This window comes from Streptomyces sp. ATLC9, assembly GCF_057196705.1.
The window spans coordinates 1-18,477 of record NZ_JBXUOY010000083.1 but is presented as its reverse complement, the minus strand read 5'-3'; the positions used below and the strand labels follow the sequence as shown (position 1 = coordinate 18,477).

The following is an 18,477-nucleotide window of genomic DNA, read 5'->3' as shown; positions in this document are numbered from 1 at the left end:
TCGGGGTGATGTTCGGGTCGCCGGAGACGACCACCGGTGGGCGGGCGCTGAAGTTCTACGCCTCGGTGCGGCTGGACATCCGCCGGATCGAGACGCTCAAGGACGGCACCGAGGCGGTGGGCAACCGCACCCGGGTGAAGGTGGTCAAGAACAAGGTGGCGCCGCCGTTCAAGCAGGCGGAGTTCGACATCCTCTACGGGGTGGGGATCAGCCGGGAGGGCGGGCTGATCGACATGGGGGTGGAGCACGGCTTCATCCGCAAGTCGGGTGCCTGGTACACCTACGAGGGTGATCAGCTGGGGCAGGGCAAGGAGAACGCCCGCAACTTCCTGCGTGACAATCCGGATCTGGCCGACGAGATCGAGAAGAAGATCAAGGAGAAGCTCGGCATCGGGGCGAAGGCCGAGGCCCCCGGGAGTGAGCCGGACGCGGCCGGAGCCGAGGCCGCCCCGGCCGCGGCGGCGAAGACGGTGCCCGCGCCGGCGACGCGTGCCAAGGCGGTCAAGAGCACCGCAGCGGCCAAGAGCTGAGCCGTGGCGGGACGTCAGGGGGAGCCGTGGGCAGACCCGGAGGAGCGAGCGAGGGCGATCTGCCTGCGCCTGCTCACCGGAACGCCGCGCACTCGCGGGCAGCTCGCCGACGCACTGCGCAAGCGGGAGATCCCCGATGACATCGCCGAGTCGGTGCTCTCCCGACTGGAGGAGGTCGGGCTGATCGACGACGCGGCGTTCGCCGACGCCTGGGTGGAGTCCCGTCACCATGGCCGGGGCCTCGCCCGCCGGGCCCTCGCCCGGGAACTGCGGCACAAGGGCGTGGAAACCGAGCTGATCGGCCACGCGGTGGAGCAGCTGGACCAGGAGCAGGAGGAGCGGACCGCCCGAGCCCTGGTGGAGCGCAAGCTCCGTGCCACCAAAGGCCTGGAGCGCGACAGGCGGCTGCGTCGGCTCGCCGGGATGCTGGCGCGCAAGGGCTACCCCGAAGGACTCGCCCTCAGGGTCGTGAGGGAGGCGCTGGAAGCGGAAGGGGAGGACGTGGAGGAGTATCCGCTGTACGGCGCGGACTGAAGCAGGCTCTCGGGGCGGCACCCGCGGACCCGCTTCGGGAGGGAACCGGGCGGCAGGGGAGGACGGCGCCGTTTCAGGGAGCGGCCACCGGGGCCGAGACGGATCCGGTTCCATCGGGGGCCGCGGAGGGAGCGGACCCCGGACGGCGCGGTGTGATCCCGTCCGTCGTGGTACGCGTCCACAACAGGGCGCCTGCCAGGAGGACCATGCCGCAGACCAGCCAGGGCAGCGGACCGGGTGGCAGGGCGCCTGCCATCAGACCGGCGAGCGCACCGGCCAGCTGCAGGGCCAGGGACTGCACGGACAGAGCGGTGGCGCGGCCCGAACTGCCGACCTGGCGGTGCAGCAACTCGTTCTTATTGGGGCCGGCGGCGCCGAGGCCGAGATAGACCAGGGCGTAACCGGCAGCCGCCAGGGACAGGGCGACCGGACCGGACCACAGCACGGTCACCCCGAGCAGCACCATGCCCGTGGCGCCGAGTCCGAGGCCGGCCAGGACACCACGCTCACCGCCGCCGGTCAGGCGGGCGGCCAGTGGGGCGCAGTGGCTGCCCAGACCGGTGCAGACGAAGCCGGCGCAGGCGAGCGCCGCGAAGAGCAGCGCACCCGACTCGGGCGCGCCCGTCAGATCGGCGGAGCGCCCCGGTGCCAGCAGCTCGACGGCGGCCAGGGCGGTCCCCGCCGCCGCGGCGCTCAACAACACACGGCGGACCAGGGAATTGCCCGCTCCCAGCCGCAGACCGCCCAGCACGGTGGCCGGCACGTTCCGCACCACCTCCCGTATGCCGCCGCGAGGGCGGGGCGGCTCGGGCAGGGCGGTCAGGACGTACACCGTGAAGATCACCCCGACGGCCGCGCCCAGCAGCGGCGGTACCGACAGCGGCAGCACCAGATGGGAAGTGGCATCGCTCAGCCGGGTGCCCACGTCCGGTCCGAGCCCCAGCAGCCAGGGCAGTCCGCCGCCGCACAGGGTCCCCACGGCCAGGGCCGCTGCGGACGCGGTGCCGCCCCGGGCCAGCCCGGTGCGCAACTCCGCGCCGGGCCCGGAGTGAGCCTGCACGGTGTCGACGTACCAGGCTTCGGCGGGGCCGCTGGACAGTGCGCGACCCGCACCCATCAGGACCATGGCCAGGGCGAGGACCCACACGGCGGTGCCCAGCGCCAGCAATGTCATGGCAGCCGTGTTGAGCACCCCCGCGGCCGCCAGCACGATGCGACGGCCGAGGACGTCGGACAGGCCGCCGGTGGGGAGCTCCAGCGCGGTGACGGTCAGTGAGTGCAGGGCGAAGAGTCCGGCGACGGCGGTCAGGCTCATGCCGCGCTCGCCCAGCAGCAGCACCTGAGCGGGCAGGCCGAGACCGACGGGGAGCCAGAAGAGAAAGGTGACGGTGGTGAAGCGGCGCCGTGCGGTTCCGGGATCCGGGAGCAGGGTCACCGCGCCGTCGTATCCGGTGCCGGTGGTCCGGGCGCCGCGGTGGAGGGCGGGGAAGCGGCGCCGGCTCAGTCGCGGTCCACCGCACCGGCGGCGTCCCCGGCCGGGAGGACGCCGCGCACCCCGTCCACACAGGCGCGCAACTCACCGGTCCGGGCGCCGGGCAGCGCGGTCACCAGATGCCCGTCCGGGCGGATCACCAGGGCGGTATGGGCGACCGCGCCCGGATAGCCCTCGGCCACCAGCAGCTCCGCGGGCACCGGCAGCCGTTCCACCACGGCGGCCAGCTCCGGCATCAGCCCGGCCGACAGCCAGTGGCGGCTGTCCCACACACGGGTGCCGGGCGCGACCAGCAGTACCAGCAGATCACCGCCCAGCCGTTCCCACAACCGCCCCCGCGTCCCGTCCAGAGCCGTCACCGGCACGTCCCGTACGGGGGACCCCGGCTCGGTCCCGACCGCGAGCGCCCCGGGAGCGGCGTCCTGCCCGGGCGCCAGCGGCGAATACCCGTAGCACGGGGGCGCGCCCAGCGGCCCCTGCCCCAGGTGCCCGTCCGTCAGCAGCTCCAGGTGCCCCCGTGAAGCGCCGGACAGCAGGGTGCGCAGCCCCCCACCCCCGCGTACCAGAGGCAGCGCCTGGTCGAGGGCACGCAGCCGGGCCCTCATCGCGCCGCGGCGCTCGGCCTCGTAGCTGTCGAGCAGTTCTGCGGGCGCCTGGCCGCGCAGGCACAGCGCCAGCTTCCAGGCCAGATTGGCCGCGTCCCGCAGTCCCTCGTCGACCGGCTGGCTGCCCAGCGCCCCCAGCAGGTGCGCCGCGTCCCCGGCCAGGAAGGCCCGGCCCGAGCGCCAGTGCCGCGCCAGCCGCTGGTGGGCGATGTGCACGCCGGTGTCCAGCAGTTCGTAGGGGGGCGGGGTGTCCTCGCACCATGCGGCCAGGGTGTCGCGTATCCGGGCCAGCAGCGCGTCAGGGGTGACCAGGTCGCCGCGCGGCGGCAGCAGCCAGTCCAGGCGCCACACACCGTTGGGCAGCGGACGCGCCACCACCTCGCTCTCACCGCCGGGCACATCGCGGTGCAGCAGCGCCTCGCCGTCCCAGGGCAGTTCCACGCGCAGGGCCGCCACCGCGTGCCGCTCGACGGAGGTACGTCCGGGGAAGCGGATCTCCAGCAGCTTGCGCACCGTGGAGCGGGCGCCGTCGCAGCCCACCAGATAACTGCCGCGCCACCGCACACCGGGGGAGCCGGGAGCGCCGCGGGTGTGCGCCGACACCCCGCGCTCGTCCTGCTCCAGCTCGTCCAGACGGGCCCCGGTGACGATCTCGGCCAGCGGATCGCGTTCCAGCGCGGCCCGCATGCCCCGTTCCAGCGCGTACTGCTGTATGTGCACCGGCGAGGTCCGGACGTCCAACTCGACACGCCGCACCGGCTGCCGCCGCCGCTCGGTGCGCCACGCCGCCCACCGGGCGCCGCCCAGCGCCGCCGCGTACGCCGCCGTGTCCTGCCGCAGGACGCAGGTGCGCGCCGTGCGCTGCTCCACCTCGCCGTCACCGCCGTCCAGTACGACCGACGGCACACCGTGGCGCGAGAGCGCCAGTGCCAGCGCCAGCCCGACAGGCCCCGCGCCGACGACGATCACCGGGTCCACGACGGGCGGCCCTCACAGTCCTCACGGTACGGGCGGTTGTCACGGTCGGGGGAGAGGAGGGGGGGTGGAGCCGATGGAGCCCGGTACACGATCACACGTCGTATGCAACCCACTGCCTGTGCCCCCGTCAAGCGACGGGGGCACAGGCAGTGGACGTACGGCGGGCGCGGAAGGAGCCCGCGCGGCTACTTCCGGGCGTGGGGCTCGACGTGGGGTTCGTCGAACTCCATCTCCGTGTCGTCGCCGCCCAGTACGACCCCGGTGGACCGCTTGCCGCGCCGCAGCCGCGCCTCGAGCCGGCTCGCGAAGCTGGTGAGGAGGAAGTTCAGCGCGATGAAGAGCAGCGCGATCACGGTGAAGGCCGCGATGGTGTTGGCGCCGTAGTTGGCGGTGATCACCCGCACCTGGCTGAGCAACTCCATGTAACCCAGCAGCGCGCCGCCCAGCGCGGTGTCCTTGACGATCACCACGAGCTGGCTGACCAGCGCCGGCAGCATCGCCGTGACCGCCTGCGGCAGCAGCACGTAGAACATGATCTGGCCCTTGCGCATGCCGATGGCCTTGGCCGCGTCCGTCTGGCCCGAGGGCAGCGACAGAATGCCCGCCCGCACGATCTCCGCGATGACCGAGGCGTTGTAGAGCACCAGCCCCGTCACCACGGCGTACAGCGGGCGCACATCGGAGGAGAGGTCGGTGAACTGTGCGTACGCCGCGTTGGCGAAGAACATCATCAGCAGCACCGGGATGGCGCGGAAGAACTCCACCACGGCGCCGGCGGGGACACGGACCCACCGGTGGTCCGACAGCCGGGCCAGGCCGAACAGCGCACCCAGCGGGAGCGCGATGACGATCGACAGGGCCGCGGCCTTGAGGGTGTTGAGCAGGCCGGGGATCAGATACGTCGTCCACACCCGGCCGTCGGCGACGAACGGCTTCCACTTCGCCGCCTCGAGCTGGTTCTTGTCTGCCATGGTGTCCAGCGCCCACCACAGGGCGAGGGCGAGGAGGAGCAGGAACACCACGGAGTAGAGGATGTTGCGCGCCCGGGCCCGCGGGCCCGGGGCGTCGTACAGAACGGAGAGGTTGCTCATCGCTTCACCGCCACGCGCTTGCTGACCCAGCCCAGCAGCATGCCGGTCGGGAGTGTCAGGACAACGAACCCGAAGGCGAACATCGCGGAGACCAGGAAGATGGCGTCGCTCTCGTACTCGATCATCGTCTTCATCAGCGCCGCGGCCTCCGCCACACCGATGGCGGCCGCCACCGTGGTGTTCTTGGTCAGGGCGATCAGGACGTTCGCCAGAGGCGCCACGACGGCGCGGAACGCCTGCGGGAGGATGATGAGGAACAGCACCTGGAAGAAGCTCAGCCCCAGGGCGCGCGCCGCCTCGGCCTGTCCGACGGGCACCGTGTTGATGCCCGAGCGCAGCGCCTCGCACACGAAGGTGGCGTGGTAGGCGATCAGTCCGAGCACGGCGAGCCTGAAGCCGATCGTCTCGAAGTCGCTGCCGCCGGCGAGCGTGATGCCCAGTGTCTGGAACAACCCCAGCGAGGCGGCCAGGATGATGACCGTCAGCGGGGTGTTCCGCACGACATTGACGTAGGCGGTACCGAAGGCGCGCATCAGCGGTACCGGGCTGACCCGCATGGCGGCCAGGATCGTTCCCCACACCAGGGATCCGATCGCCGAATAAACGGTGAGCTGCACCGTCACCCAGAAGGCTCCGAGCACGTCGTACTGCCCGGAATCAAGAAAGTCGAACACGTTCTCCCGCGCTCTCGCCTCGTCGGATGGCGTCTCGTCGGACACCGTCGGAGGTGCGGTGTGCCGCCGCCCGCGGACGGCCGCGGCACACCGCGGACGGCGTCAGTTCGTCTCGGTGATCTCCGGCGCGGGCTCGTACTCGTAGTTGGCCGGGCCGAAGTGCTTCTTGGCGGCCTCTTCCCAGGCGCCCTCGTCGACCATCTTCTTGAGGGCGTCGTTGATCTTCTTCCGCAGCTCGGTGTCGCCCTTCTTCAGACCGATGCCGTACGGCTCGTCGCTGAGGCTGAGGCCGGCGAGCTTGAACTTGCCCTGGTGCTCCTCCTGCGCCGCGTAACCGGCCAGGATGGAGTCGTCGGTGGTCAGGGCGTCGACGGCCTTGTTCTCCAGGCCGGTCAGGCACTCCGAGTAACCGCCGTAGTTGATCAGGTTGGCCTCCGGCGCGAAGTCCTTCTTGACGTTCTGCGCCGAGGTGGAGCCGGTGACCGAGCAGAGCTTCATCTCGCTGCTGTCGAGGTCGCCCTCACTCCGGACGGTGTCGTCGTCGCTCCTCACCAGCAGGTCCTGGTGGGCGAGGAAGTACGGGCCGGCGAAGTCCACCCGCTCCTTGCGCTCGTCGTTGATCGTGTAGGTGGCGGCGATGAACTTCACATCACCGTTGACGATCATGTTCTCGCGCTCCGCGCTGGGGGCCTGCTTCCAGGTGATGTCCTTCTCGTCGTAGCCCAGCTCCTTGGCGACGTACTTGGCCACGTCCACGTCGAAGCCGGTGTACTCGCCGTCCTGGGTCTTCAGGCCCAGGCCCGGCTGGTCGAACTTGATGCCGATGTTGATCTTCTCGTCGTCGGAGCCGCTGGCGCCGCCGCCGCACGCGGTGGCGGTCAGGGCGAGAACGACGGCGGTGGCGGCCATGAGGCCGGGCTTGCGGAGGGTCATGGTGAACATCCCTGGAGTCGTATCGTGCAAAAGTCCGCTGAACCGTCGCCGGCTCAGTGGTGGAGGATCTTCGACAGGAAGTCCTTGGCGCGGTCGCTGCGCGGGTTGCTGAAGAACTGGTCGGGAGTGGCCTCCTCGACGATCCGTCCGTCGGCCATGAAGACCACCCGGTTCGCCGCGGAGCGGGCGAAGCCCATCTCATGGGTGACGACGACCATCGTCATGCCGCCCTGCGCGAGCTGCTGCATGACCTCCAGGACCTCGTTGATCATCTCGGGGTCGAGCGCGGAGGTCGGCTCGTCGAAGAGCATCACCTTCGGGTCCATCGCCAGCGCGCGGGCGATGGCCACGCGCTGCTGCTGGCCGCCGGAGAGCTGTGCGGGGTACTTGTCGGCCTGGTTGGCCACGCCCACCCGGTCGAGCAGGGAGCGGGCCTTCTCCTCGGCCGCCTGCTTGTCGATGCGGCGGACCTTGAGCTGGCCCAGCATGACGTTCTCCAGCACCGTCTTGTGCGCGAAGAGGTTGAACGACTGGAAGACCATGCCGACATCGGCGCGGAGCCGTGCCAGTTCCCTGCCCTCGGCGGGCAGGGGCCTGCCGTCGATCAGGATCGTCCCCGAGTCGATCGTCTCCAGGCGGTTGATGGTGCGGCACAGCGTGGACTTACCGGACCCCGAGGGCCCGATGACGACGACGACCTCGCCCCGCGCGATGGTCAGGTCGATGTCCTGAAGGACGTGCAGGGCACCGAAGTGCTTGTTGACATTGTCCAGGACGACCAGATTCTCCGCCGTCGGTGCGGCGTCCTTGGTCACCGATACGTTGCTCATCGGCGTCATTCGCTCCGTCCTCGTCGGTTGAGGGGACCTTAGTGACCACCGTTGAGCAGCGTCATCCCATCTGAGCTGAACTTGAGCATAACGATCCAGCCGCAAAGGGACTTATCGCCCGAAAGGTTCACCGGTCGGCGTATCGGCTGCTTAACGTGGGGGTTCGCGTGGAGAGGAGGCCCGCCGGGTCTTGACGCGCCGGGCCGGATCGGAGTGGATGACTGCCACACCCGGAAGGCCCCGGGAAGGCACACGGGGGAGCACCGGGGAGGAGAGGGGCCATGAGACTGCTGCTCGTCGAGGACGACGACCGCGTGGCCGCGGCGCTGTCCGCCGTACTCGCCCGGCACGGCTTCGACGTGGTGCACGCCCGCGGAGGCGAGGAGGCCCTGCGGTACCTGCTTCCGGACGGCGCCGCGCCCCCCTTCGACGTGGTGCTGCTCGACCTCGGCCTGCCCGACATCGACGGCTTCGAGGTGTGCGGCCGCATCCGCCGGCTGACCAGCACCCCGGTGATCATGGTCACGGCGCGGGCCGATGTGCGCTCCCGCGTCCACGGCCTCAACCTCGGCGCCGACGACTACGTGGTCAAGCCGTACGACACCGCCGAGCTCCTCGCCCGGATCCACGCGGTCAGCCGCCGCACCGTCCCCGTCGCCGCCGCGGCTCCGGCCGGTGCGCCGGGCGAGCCGGGCACCGACCGAAGCCCGGGTGCGGAGACCGTGAGCGCTCGGGGAACGGGGGCCGCGGAGCTGCGCCTGGGGGCGCTGACCGTCGAGACCGAGACCCGCCGGGTCACGGTGCACGGTGAGGCGGTCTCCCTGACCCGCAAGGAGTTCGACCTGCTCGCGCTGCTCGCCCAGCGCCCCGGCGTCGTCTTCCGTCGCGAACAGATCATCAGCGAGGTCTGGCGCACCAACTGGGAGGGCACCGGCCGCACCCTGGAGGTGCACATCGCCTCGCTCCGCTCCAAGCTGGCCCTGCCCGCCCTGATAGAGACGGTGCGCGGGGTCGGCTACCGGCTCGTCGCCCCCACCGGCTGAGACCGGGACCGGGACGAAAGCGGACCGGCCCGTCGTGCGCACACGCCTCCTCGCCCTCCTCATCGCCCTGATGGCCGGTGTCCTGCTGGCCCTCGGCTTCCCGCTCGCCGCGAGCATGGCCGCCGCCGAACAGCAGCAGGTCGTCATCGACCGCATCGACGACACCGCGCGCTTCGCCTCCCTGGCCCAGTACGTCACCACCCGTCCCCCGGCCCGCAGTCCCACCACCGCCGAGGCCCGCCAGCAGGACGAGCGGCTGGCCACCCTGCGCGACGAACTCAGCCGCTACCACGACCTCTACGGCATCAGAGCCGGCGTCTTCTACCGCGACCGCAGCGCGATGGCCGCGGCCCCGGCGGCCTGGCGCCCCCCGGACGAAGGGGAGGGCGACGCGGCCTTCGACGAGGCCCTGGCCGGGCGCCGCAGTCACGACCCGCCCCAGGTTTGGCCCTGGCAGGACGGCCGGATCGCGGTCGCCTCACCGGTCGTCCGCGACGGCGACGTCGTCGCCGTCGTCCTCACCGACTCCCCCACCGGACCGATGCGCTCGCGCATCCTGCACGGATGGCTGCCGCTGGCCGCCGGGGAGGCGGCCGCCATGTTCGTCGCCGTCGCTCTCGCCGTCCGGCTGACCGGCTGGGTCCTCAAACCGGTGCGGGTCCTGGACCGGGCCAGCCACGACATCGCCACCGGACGGCTGGCCTCCAGAGTGGCCGCCCTGAGCGGACCGCCGGAACTCCAGCGCCTGGCCCGCTCCTTCAACGAGATGGCCGACCACGTCGAGACCGTCCTGGAACAGCAGCGCGCCTTCGTCGCCGACGCCTCCCACCAACTGCGCAACCCGCTGGCGGCCCTGCTGCTCCGCATCGACCTGCTGGCGCTGGAGCTGCCCGAGGGCAACGAGGAGATCGCCTCGGTACAGGCCGAGGGCAAACGGCTGGCCCAGGTGCTCGACGGGCTCCTCGGCCTCGCCCTGGCCGAGCACGCACCCGCCGACCCGCGGCTGACCGACATCGCCGCGCTCGCCGCCGAACGCGTCGCCGCCTGGCGTCCGGTCGCCGACCGCGCGGGGGTGGAGCTGCGCGCGGCCGGGCAGGGCGCGGTGACCGGCTGGGCGGACCCGGTCGCGCTCTCCAGCGCACTGGACGCGGTCGTGGACAACGCGGTGAAGTTCACCCCCGCCGGGGAGTCGGTCACGCTCTCCGTCACGGCCGGAGGCGGGAGGGTGGCCGTCGAGGTCGCCGACCACGGGCCCGGACTCACCGAGGACGAGCTGAACCGGATCGGGGACCGCTTCTGGCGCAGCGGCCGCCACCAGAACGTCTCCGGCTCCGGTCTGGGGCTGTCCATCTCCCGCGCGCTGCTCGCCGCGGGCGGGGCGGAGATCTCCTTCGCCCGCAACAAGCCGCACGGGCTGCGCGTGGTGATCCGCCTGCCGCGGTCCGCGCCGGACGCCGGATGACGGGACCGCCCGCCGTATCCGCGCCCGGGTCGGCCTCACGGCCCCCTCGCCCCGGGCAGCCGTTCAGGACTTCACGGAGCGGTAGTAGCGCTCGGCTCCCAGGTGCAGGGGCAGTGGATGGGTGTAGATGGCCGTGCGCAGGTCCACCTTCTGCGCGGCGTGGACCGCGTGGCCGATGCGGTCCCGGCTGTTGATCACCGAGCGGGTGATCCCCTCGGTCAGCGCGGCGTCCGTGTCATCCATGGTGACCAGCAGGTTCGCCACCGCGATCGTCTCGACGGCCTTGCCGTCCTGAACGGCGGGATAGGCGTCGGAGGGCATCAGGGCCGCCCGGTAGGAACGGGTCTGAGGCTCCTGCGCGTGCAGCACCGGCACCAGGTCGCCCAGCGGGACGAGGCGGAGCGGGGCGGCCTCCGCGAGCTCCTCGATCGCGCCGGTCGGCAGCCCGCCCGACCAGAAGAAGGCGTCCAGTTCCCCGCGGATCAGCAGCTCCGGCATCCGGTCGATGCCCTGGAGCACCGGCCGGATGTCCTCGCCCGGGTCCAGACCGGCGGCCTTCAGCAGCCGGCCCGCTATCAGGTTGACCCCGGAGCGCCGCTGTCCGAGCCCGACCCGCAGCCCCTTCAGGTCCTCGGCGGCGCGCACCGACGAGTCGGCCGGGACGACGAGCTGGATGTAGTCGTCGTACAGCCGCGCGCAGGCCCGCAGCCGGTCGGCGTCCCTTCCGCCGGAGTTGACGTACGCGGCGACCGCGTCGGCCGCGGCGATGGTGAAGGAGGCCTCGCCGGAGACCAGCCGCTCTATGTTCTGCACCGAACCCTGACTGGGCACGAGGGTCACGTCCACCTCGGGCAGGTCGCGGCCCAGCTGCTCCTTCAGCAGTTCCCCGTAGCGTTCGTAGACCCCGCCGCGGGCGCCGGTGGTGAAGACGGCCCGACCGCCGGGCGCGGGGCCGCCGCCGGGCAGCAGCCACCACACCAGCAGCACGAGCACGGCCGCCGAGGCCGCGGCGGCCGTCAGCGGCCGCCGTGCCCACGGGCGTCGTACGTGCTCGGAGACCATGGCCCCGATCCTGCCAGGACCGGGGCGCGGAGGGGAGAGGCGGGGCGGGGCGGGAGCGCGTACCCTGTCGGCTGAGATGAGTGCGAAGACTTACCAGGTGCGCACCTACGGGTGCCAGATGAACGTCCACGACTCCGAGCGCCTGTCGGGCCTGCTGGAGGACGCGGGCTATGTCCGGGCCCCGGGGGACGCCGACGACGCCGACGTGGTCGTCTTCAACACCTGCGCGGTGCGGGAGAACGCCGACAACAAGCTGTACGGCAACCTCGGCCACCTCGCGCCGAGGAAGGCCTCCCGGCCGGGCATGCAGATCGCGGTCGGCGGCTGCCTGGCGCAGAAGGACCGCGACACCATCGTGCGGCGCGCACCCTGGGTGGACGTGGTCTTCGGCACCCACAACATCGGCAGTCTGCCGGTGCTGCTGGAGCGCGCCCGCGTCGAGCAGGAGGCGCAGGTCGAGATCGCCGAGTCGCTGGAGGCGTTCCCCTCCACACTGCCGACCCGGCGCGAGAGCGCGTACGCCGCCTGGGTCTCCATCTCGGTCGGCTGCAACAACACCTGCACGTTCTGCATCGTCCCCGCGCTGCGCGGCAAGGAGAAGGACCGCCGCCCCGGCGACATCCTCGCCGAGGTCGAGGCGCTGGTCGCCGAGGGCGTCACCGAGATCACCCTGCTGGGGCAGAACGTCAACGCCTACGGGTCCGACATCGGCGACCGCGAGGCATTCTCCAAGCTGCTGCGCGCCTGCGGGAGGGTCGAGGGTCTGGAGCGGGTCCGCTTCACCTCCCCGCATCCGCGCGACTTCACCGACGACGTCATCGCCGCCATGGCCGGGACGGAGAACGTGATGCCGCAGCTGCACATGCCGCTGCAGTCCGGATCCGACCGCGTGCTGAGGGCGATGCGGCGCTCCTACCGGCAGGAGCGCTTCCTGGGCATCATCGAGAAGGTCCGGGCCGCGATCCCCGACGCCGCGATCTCCACCGACATCATCGTGGGCTTCCCCGGCGAGACCGAGGAGGACTTCGAGCAGACCCTCCACGTCGTCCGTGAGGCCCGTTTCGCGCAGGCGTTCACCTTCCAGTACTCCAAGCGCCCCGGCACTCCGGCCGCCGAGATGGACGGGCAGATCCCCAAGGAGGTCGTCCAGGCGCGGTACGAGCGCCTGGTGGCCCTCCAGGAGGAGATCTCCTGGGCGGAGAACAAGAGGCAGGTCGGGCGGACGCTGGAGGTCATGGTCGCCGAGGGCGAGGGCCGCAAGGACGGCGCCACCCGCCGGCTGTCCGGCCGCGCCCCCGACAACCGCCTGGTGCACTTCACCCGCCCCGACGCCGATGTGCCGCGCCCGGGGGACATGGCGACCGTCGAGGTCACCTACGCCGCCCCGCACCACCTGCTGGCCGAGGGCGCGGTGCTGGGGGTGCGGCGCACCCGCGCGGGGGACGCCTGGGAGCGGCGCAACGCCGCGCCCTCGGCCGGGCCCCGGGGGGTGATGCTCGGGCTGCCGGCGGTCGGCGTTCCCGAGCCGCTGCCCGCGGCGCCGGACGGCTGCACCGCCTGCTGAAGCATCACCGTCTTCCGGTGCGCACACGCCCGGCGTGCCGGCTCCGGCTGTGCGCCGGGTGTGCGCTGGCCGGACGCGAGCGAGCCCCATGTGCGCCCGACCACGGGGAGGGCGTACGGCGGTAGGCTGCGCGCCATGCTTGTCGCCGCCGCCGTATGCCCCTGCCCGCCACTGCTGGTGCCCGAGGTGGCGGGGGGCGCCGCGCACGAGATGGACGAGGCACGAGCCGCCTGCCACGACGCGATCGCCGTCCTGGCCGCCGCGCGTCCCGACCGGCTCGTCGTCGTCGGAACCGCGGACCCCGCGGGCCGCGGCGGATATCCGCAGGGCGCCACCGGCTCCCTCCGTCCCTTCGGGGTCGATCTGGAGGTCCGGCTGGGCGAGGGCCCGCCCGCCGGGCATCCGCTGCCGCCGTCCCTGACCGTGGGCGCCTGGCTGTTGCGGCACACGGACTGGAGTGCGGCGCCCGTGGAGGGGCTCGGCGTGGGGGAGCCGCTGCCGAAGGAGCGCTGCGCGCGGGCCGGGCGGGAGCTGGCCGCCTCGGCGGAGCGCCTCGCGCTGCTGGTGATGGGAGACGGCAGCGCCTGCCGGACGATCAAGGCCCCCGGCTACTTCGACGAGCGTGCCCCCGCCTTCGACACGGACGCGGCCCGCGCCCTGGGCGCCGCCGACCCCGCAGGACTGCTGGCCCTCGACGAGGAGCTGGCCTACGAGCTGAAGGCGTCCGGCCGGGCCTGCTGGCAGGTGCTGGCCGGCGCGGCCGAGGACGCGGGGCTCCGGGGGCGTCTGCTGTACGACCAGGCGCCCTACGGCGTCGGCTACCTGGTGGCGAGCTGGTCGTAGACCGCCGCGCGCCCGGCCCGTCCCGTCCCGTCACAGTGTGGCGCCGGACCGTGGCGGGCCGCTCAGGCGGCCGGGCCGGCGGTGTCCCCCTTCTCGTCCCTCTCCCGGGTCATCCGCTCCCGCGCCTCCTGGATCCTCGCGTCACGTGTCCCGGCGCGGCGCCGGTGCCTGTCGCCGGAGGTCTCCCCGGTCTTCCCACCGTGCCGACCGGCCATGTTCCTGAGCCTCTCCCTGATGCCCATGACGGTCACCTCCGTTCTCCCGGACTCCCGGTGGCCTCCGCCGGAAGGGCGGCCGGGCCACCCCTGCGTGGCCTTTCCCCGCACTACGGAGAAAACCGGCGAAAACCCCCATATCCACCCAGGATTCTACCTGTGCGGGCGAAGCCCGCGCACACCGCGGAGCGGAGTGGGCATCACCCCGGGCGTCCGGCCCGCGAGCCGGCGGGCGGGGCCTCGCGACGGGCGACGGCCCCCGGCGCGAGGCGCCCCGCAACCCACTCGGAGTCCTCCCGGTGCGTTTGCGAGACTTGGGCCGTGAGCAGTTCGCCCCCCACCCCCCGCGTCATCGCCGTGGTCGGACCCACCGCGGCCGGAAAGTCCGACCTGGGCGTCGCCCTCGCGCGACATCTCGGCGGCGAGGTGATCAACGCCGACTCCATGCAGCTCTACCGGGGCATGGACATCGGCACCGCCAAGCTGACGTGCGAGGAGCGCCAGGGCGTCGCGCACCGCCTCCTGGACGTCTGGGACGTCACGGTCACCGCCAGCGTCGCCGAGTACCAGCGCCTGGCCCGTGCCGAGATCGACCGCCTGCTCGCACAGGGGCGCACCCCTGTGCTCGTGGGGGGATCCGGGCTGTACGTACGCGGCGCCGTCGACGCCCTGGAGTTCCCCGGCACCGACCCGGCCGTGCGAGCCCGGCTGGAGGAGGAGCTGGCCGAGTCCGGCCCCGGGGCGCTCCACGCCCGGCTCGCCGCCGTCGACCCCGAGGCGGCCCGCGCGATCCTGCCCGGCAACGGCCGCCGGATCGTCCGGGCCCTGGAGGTCGTCGAGATCACCGGCCGTCCCTTCACCGCCAACCTCCCCGGTCCCGACTCCGTCTACGAAACCCTCCAGATCGGAGTCGACGTCGGACGTCCGGAACTCGACGAGCGGATCGCCCGGCGGGTCGACAGGATGTGGGCGGCCGGGCTGGTCGAGGAGGTGCGCGAGCTGGAGCGTGCCGGGCTGCGTGAGGGCCGCACGGCCTCGCGCGCCCTGGGCTACCAGCAGATTCTGACCGCCCTGGCCGGCGAGTGCACCGAGGACGAGGCACGCGCCGAGACCGTACGCGCCACCAAGCGCTTCGCGCGCCGCCAGGACTCCTGGTTCCGCCGCGACCCGCGTGTCCACTGGCTCAGCGGCGCGGCGGACGACCGCGGCGAACTCACCGGGCGGGCCCTGGCACTCCTCGAACGAGCGGTCACAGCCTGATCACGTGATGGCATCGGGACGTCCAGCGGGCGCTGGACGGCCGCCCTGGCGTGCCATCATCGAGCATCGGCGAGCATCGACCGCCGATCGAGCCGCAGAGCCGGGAGTTGGGAGGGCACGTGGCGATGGAGGCCGGCCCTCGTAGCAGCGACGAACCGGCCGTCGAGCAGCTACGCGCCGACGGCGCGGCCGGCGACGGCCCGGAGGACCTGGACGGTGTGGGCCCTCTGGAGGACGGCGACGGCCTCGGGGCGCTGGAGGAAGCGGCACCCGAGGAGGACGAGTCCTACGGCGAACTCCGCCCGCCCCGGAAGCTGCGGCTGTGGCAGCTCGCCCCCATCGTGGGCCTGGGAGCGGCCGGCTCGCTGATGTTCGCCTTCCCGCTCGCCTTCGGGCTCGGCGAGGGCGGTGCGGTGGTCGCCATGCTCGGGCTCCTCCTCAGCTGCTGTGCCGCCGGCTGGGGCATGATGGCCGCCCGCCGTGTCGGTCTCGCCTGGCCGGGCCTGCCGGCGCGAGGCTCCGGCGAGCGCCCCGACTGGCGTCTGATCGTGCTGTACGCGCTGATCGCCGGCGCCCTCGTGGCGCTGGCCGTCTGGCGCGTCGCCCGGCTCCGCTAGACACCGCCCCGGTCCTCCCGTCGGCCCGCCCGGCGGCCGGGGCCGGCCCCGTACGATGGGCACCGTGAACAGCGCAGCAGGGATCGCAGGCACGCCCGTGCCGTTTCTCAAGGGGCACGGCACCGAGAACGACTTCGTGATCGTCCCCGACCCGGACGGGATGCTGGACCTGCCCGCCGCGGCCGTGGCCCGACTGTGCGACCGGCGGGCCGGGATCGGCGGGGACGGCCTGCTTCGGGCGGTGCGCTCCGCGGCTCACCCCGAGGCGCGCTCGATGGCCGGCGAGGCCGAGTGGTTCATGGACTACCGCAACTCCGACGGCAGTGTCGCGGAGATGTGCGGCAACGGCGTACGGGTCTTCGCGCGTTACCTCCGGCGCGCCGGGCTGGCCGGGACCGGCGGCCTCGCCGTCGCCACCCGGGCCGGTGTGCGCCGGGTGCGCCTGGCCGAGGACGGTGGCGTCACCGTCCACATGGGCGCGGCCAAGCTGCCCGGCGGTACGGAGACGGACGTCACCGTGACGGTGGGTGAGCGCAGTTGGCCCGCGCTCCACGTCGACATGGGCAACCCGCACGCCGTCGCCTTCGTCGACGACCTCGCCCACGCCGGCGACCTGTACACCGCTCCGGCCGTGGCGCCGGCCGCGGCCTACCCCGAAGGGGTCAACGTCGAGTTCGCCGTCGGCCGGGGGCCGCGCCATGTGGCACTGCGGGTGCACGAGCGAGGCTCCGGCGAGACCCGTTCCTGTGGTACGGGCGCCTGCGCGGTCATGGTCGCCGCCGCCCGCCGCGACGGCGCGGATCCGGCCGTGGACGGCACTCCGGTCACCTACACCGTCGACGTCCCCGGCGGGCGGCTGGTGATCACCGAACATCCGGACGGCGGTGTCGAGATGACCGGACCCGCCGTGATCGTGGCCGAGGGCACGATCGACCCGGACCTGCTCGCCGTTTCCTGAGGGCGACCGCTCGAACGGGTGATCCCGGCCACTGCGGACGGTAGGCGGCACGCGGGATGTGGCAAGCTCGATAGGATCAAGCCCCCCGAGGCAGTGGGAGGTGCCATGAGCGCAGTACGGAGCCTTCGCAAGCTCGGTCGTGCGGCCCTCCTGGGTCCGTCGTCCCGGCACGCCCTCCCCGACGCCATCGAGCACGTGGCCAAGGCGCACCGCGCCCACCACCCCGGCGCCGACCTCGACACCCTGCGCCGCGCCTACGTGCTGGCGGAGTCCTCGCACCGGGGGCAGACGCGCAAGAGCGGCGAGCCCTACATCACCCACCCGCTGGCCGTCACCCTGATCCTGGCCGAACTCGGCGCCGAGACCACGACCCTGACGGCCTCCCTGCTCCACGACACCGTCGAGGACACCGATGTGACGCTGGAGCAGGTGCGGGCGGAGTTCGGCGAGGAGGTGGGTTACCTGGTCGACGGCGTCACCAAACTGGAGAAGGTGGACTACGGCGCCGCCGCCGAGCCGGAGACCTTCCGCAAGATGCTGGTGGCCACCGGCAGCGACGTGCGGGTGATGTCCATCAAGCTCGCCGATCGGCTGCACAACATGCGCACCCTGGGGGTGATGCGGCCCGAGAAGCAGGCGCGGATCGCCCGCGTCACCCGTGACGTGCTGATCCCGCTGGCCGAGCGGCTGGGCGTACAGGCGCTCAAGACCGAACTGGAGGACCTGGTCTTCGCCGTCCTCCACCCAGAGGAGTACGACCGTACCCGGGAGCTGATCCGCGAGCACAACGCCGGCGCCGACCCGCTCGCCCAGATCGCCGAATCGGTGCGCGCCGTACTGCGCGAGGCGGGCATCGCCGCGGAGGTTCTCATCCGGCCGCGGCACTTCCTCTCCGTCCACCGGGCCCGTGCCAAACGCGGCGAGCTGGGGCCCTGCGACTTCGGGCGGCTGCTGATCCTGGTCGCCGAGAACGCGGACTGCTACGCGGTCCTGGGAGAGCTGCACACCTGCTTCACGCCGATGATGTCGGAGTTCAAGGACTTCATCGCCGTACCCAAGTTCAACCTCTACCAGTCGCTGCACACCGCCGTCGCCGACACCGGGGGGCGGGTGGCCGAGGTCCTGGTCCGCACCCGCCGGATGCACCGGGTCGCCGAGGCCGGGGTGATCGCCCTCGGTGACCCGCACGGGGCCCCCGGCTCCTCCTGCGACCCCCACGGCGAGGCGGCCGCCGCGGACGACGGCCGCGCCGACCCCACCCGGCCCGGCTGGCTGGAGAGACTGCTGGAGTGGCAGAGCCACGCACCCGATCCGGACACCTTCTGGGCCGAGCTGCGCGACGATCTCGCCCAGGACCGCGAGATCACCGTCTTCTGCACCGACCCGGGCGGCCCCGGCCGGACGGCGGCCCTCCACCTGCCCGCGGGCGCCACCTGCGTGGACGCCGCCTACGCCCGCTACGGCGCGGCCGGGCACGCCCTGATCGGCGCCCGGGTGGACGGACGGCTCGCGGCGCTGGGCACCGTACTGAGCGACGGGGACTCGCTGCAGCTGCTGATGGCTCCCGAGGGCACCTCCGGCCCCTCCCCGCAGTGGCTCGAACACGCCCGCACCCCCACCGCGCGGATCGCCATCCGCACCTGGCTCGACGCCTGTGTGCAGGAGGGCGAGCGAGCGGAGGGCGCGGACGGGGACACCCGGCCGGGCCCTCCGGCCGGAGCCCGGGCGACCACGCACGCCCCCGCGGCCCCTGCCACCGCGCCCGGCGCCCCCGGACGGGCCGCAC

Annotated in this window: 18 protein-coding genes; 10 read left to right on the top strand and 8 right to left on the bottom strand. The window is 72.8% G+C overall.

Annotated elements, in window-relative coordinates; all coding sequences use genetic code 11:
* Positions 1-530 (top strand): recombinase RecA family protein (locus tag AC2CJA_RS11765; protein WP_484602616.1); only part of this gene is annotated, 530 nt, incomplete at its 5' end.
* A 3-nt stretch (positions 531-533) separates the two neighbouring features.
* Positions 534-1,064, top strand: coding sequence for a recombination regulator RecX (gene recX / locus AC2CJA_RS11760; protein WP_484602615.1), 531 nt, complete (start codon positions 534-536; stop codon positions 1,062-1,064).
* Positions 1,065-1,137: 73 nt separating this feature from the next.
* On the opposite strand, the gene AC2CJA_RS11755 is transcribed toward recX, so the two are convergent.
* The 6 genes from AC2CJA_RS11755 to AC2CJA_RS11730 form a co-directional block, all read right to left on the bottom strand.
* Positions 1,138-2,499 carry an MFS transporter gene (locus tag AC2CJA_RS11755; protein ID WP_484602614.1) on the bottom strand — a complete coding sequence of 454 codons (1,362 nt, stop codon included), beginning with the start codon at positions 2,497-2,499 and terminating at the stop codon, positions 1,138-1,140.
* Positions 2,500-2,564: 65 nt separating this feature from the next.
* Positions 2,565-4,139 carry an FAD-dependent monooxygenase gene (locus tag AC2CJA_RS11750; RefSeq protein WP_484602613.1) on the bottom strand — a complete coding sequence of 525 codons (1,575 nt, stop codon included), beginning with the start codon at positions 4,137-4,139 and terminating at the stop codon, positions 2,565-2,567.
* Positions 4,140-4,324: 185 nt separating this feature from the next.
* Positions 4,325-5,230 carry an amino acid ABC transporter permease gene (locus AC2CJA_RS11745; RefSeq protein WP_484602612.1) on the bottom strand — a complete coding sequence of 302 codons (906 nt, stop codon included), beginning with the start codon at positions 5,228-5,230 and terminating at the stop codon, positions 4,325-4,327.
* A complete protein-coding gene (locus AC2CJA_RS11740; protein WP_206350331.1) occupies positions 5,227-5,904 on the bottom strand; it encodes an amino acid ABC transporter permease in 678 nt (225 codons plus the stop codon). The genes AC2CJA_RS11745 and AC2CJA_RS11740 overlap by 4 nt, the downstream gene beginning before the upstream one ends.
* Before the next feature lie 102 nt (positions 5,905-6,006).
* Complete coding sequence (locus tag AC2CJA_RS11735) at positions 6,007-6,837, bottom strand: glutamate ABC transporter substrate-binding protein (RefSeq protein WP_484602618.1); 831 nt, start codon at positions 6,835-6,837, stop codon at positions 6,007-6,009.
* 53 nt (positions 6,838-6,890) lie between these two features.
* Positions 6,891-7,667 carry an amino acid ABC transporter ATP-binding protein gene (locus AC2CJA_RS11730; protein ID WP_484602611.1) on the bottom strand — a complete coding sequence of 259 codons (777 nt, stop codon included), beginning with the start codon at positions 7,665-7,667 and terminating at the stop codon, positions 6,891-6,893.
* A gap of 281 nt (positions 7,668-7,948) precedes the next feature.
* Between AC2CJA_RS11730 and AC2CJA_RS11725 the strand changes: the two genes are divergently transcribed.
* Positions 7,949-8,710 (top strand): response regulator transcription factor, encoded by a 762-nt coding sequence (locus AC2CJA_RS11725; protein ID WP_484602610.1) that lies wholly within the window; start codon positions 7,949-7,951, stop codon positions 8,708-8,710.
* Between the two features lie 34 nt (positions 8,711-8,744).
* Positions 8,745-10,172 (top strand): sensor histidine kinase, encoded by a 1,428-nt coding sequence (locus AC2CJA_RS11720; protein ID WP_484602609.1) that lies wholly within the window; start codon positions 8,745-8,747, stop codon positions 10,170-10,172.
* A gap of 63 nt (positions 10,173-10,235) precedes the next feature.
* On the opposite strand, the gene AC2CJA_RS11715 is transcribed toward AC2CJA_RS11720, so the two are convergent.
* Positions 10,236-11,234, bottom strand: coding sequence for a TAXI family TRAP transporter solute-binding subunit (locus tag AC2CJA_RS11715; RefSeq protein ID WP_484602608.1), 999 nt, complete (start codon positions 11,232-11,234; stop codon positions 10,236-10,238).
* Positions 11,235-11,310: 76 nt separating this feature from the next.
* On the opposite strand from AC2CJA_RS11715, the gene miaB reads away from it, so the two are divergent.
* Together miaB and AC2CJA_RS11705 are read left to right on the top strand one after the other, a co-directional pair.
* Positions 11,311-12,798 carry a tRNA (N6-isopentenyl adenosine(37)-C2)-methylthiotransferase MiaB gene (gene miaB, locus AC2CJA_RS11710; RefSeq protein WP_484602607.1) on the top strand — a complete coding sequence of 496 codons (1,488 nt, stop codon included), beginning with the start codon at positions 11,311-11,313 and terminating at the stop codon, positions 12,796-12,798.
* Positions 12,799-12,933: 135 nt separating this feature from the next.
* The gene (locus AC2CJA_RS11705) at positions 12,934-13,641 is read left to right on the top strand and encodes a class III extradiol dioxygenase subunit B-like domain-containing protein (protein ID WP_484602606.1); all 708 of its coding nucleotides are present in this window, start codon (positions 12,934-12,936) and stop codon (positions 13,639-13,641) included.
* Positions 13,642-13,703: 62 nt separating this feature from the next.
* Here the strand turns inward: AC2CJA_RS11705 and AC2CJA_RS11700 are convergent, their stop codons facing one another.
* Positions 13,704-13,883 (bottom strand): hypothetical protein, encoded by a 180-nt coding sequence (locus AC2CJA_RS11700; protein WP_484602605.1) that lies wholly within the window; start codon positions 13,881-13,883, stop codon positions 13,704-13,706.
* A gap of 294 nt (positions 13,884-14,177) precedes the next feature.
* Between AC2CJA_RS11700 and miaA the strand changes: the two genes are divergently transcribed.
* The 4 genes from miaA to AC2CJA_RS11680 form a co-directional block, all read left to right on the top strand.
* On the top strand, positions 14,178-15,116 hold the full coding sequence (miaA, locus tag AC2CJA_RS11695; RefSeq protein ID WP_484602604.1) for a tRNA (adenosine(37)-N6)-dimethylallyltransferase MiaA: 939 nt from the start codon (positions 14,178-14,180) through the stop codon (positions 15,114-15,116).
* A gap of 125 nt (positions 15,117-15,241) precedes the next feature.
* A complete protein-coding gene (locus AC2CJA_RS11690; RefSeq protein ID WP_484602617.1) occupies positions 15,242-15,733 on the top strand; it encodes a hypothetical protein in 492 nt (163 codons plus the stop codon).
* Between the two features lie 64 nt (positions 15,734-15,797).
* A complete protein-coding gene (gene dapF, locus AC2CJA_RS11685) occupies positions 15,798-16,691 on the top strand; it encodes a diaminopimelate epimerase (RefSeq protein ID WP_484602603.1) in 894 nt (297 codons plus the stop codon).
* 105 nt (positions 16,692-16,796) lie between these two features.
* On the top strand, positions 16,797-18,477 hold a 1,681-nt coding region (locus AC2CJA_RS11680), incomplete at its 3' end, for a RelA/SpoT family protein (protein WP_484602602.1).

Excerpts from the sequence above, each read along its gene's own strand:
- AC2CJA_RS11745 (WP_484602612.1), bottom strand. The coding sequence starts at position 5,230 with ATGAGCAACCTCTCCGTTCTGTACGACGCCCCGGGCCCGCGGGCCCGG.
- AC2CJA_RS11735 (WP_484602618.1), bottom strand. The coding sequence starts at position 6,837 with ATGACCCTCCGCAAGCCCGGCCTCATGGCCGCCACCGCCGTCGTTCTC.
- AC2CJA_RS11730 (WP_484602611.1), bottom strand. The coding sequence starts at position 7,667 with ATGAGCAACGTATCGGTGACCAAGGACGCCGCACCGACGGCGGAGAAT.
- AC2CJA_RS11725 (WP_484602610.1), top strand. The coding sequence starts at position 7,949 with ATGAGACTGCTGCTCGTCGAGGACGACGACCGCGTGGCCGCGGCGCTG.
- AC2CJA_RS11715 (WP_484602608.1), bottom strand. The coding sequence starts at position 11,234 with ATGGTCTCCGAGCACGTACGACGCCCGTGGGCACGGCGGCCGCTGACG.
- miaB (WP_484602607.1), top strand. The coding sequence starts at position 11,311 with ATGAGTGCGAAGACTTACCAGGTGCGCACCTACGGGTGCCAGATGAAC.
- AC2CJA_RS11705 (WP_484602606.1), top strand. The coding sequence starts at position 12,934 with ATGCTTGTCGCCGCCGCCGTATGCCCCTGCCCGCCACTGCTGGTGCCC.
- AC2CJA_RS11700 (WP_484602605.1), bottom strand. The coding sequence starts at position 13,883 with ATGGGCATCAGGGAGAGGCTCAGGAACATGGCCGGTCGGCACGGTGGG.
- AC2CJA_RS11690 (WP_484602617.1), top strand. The coding sequence starts at position 15,242 with ATGGAGGCCGGCCCTCGTAGCAGCGACGAACCGGCCGTCGAGCAGCTA.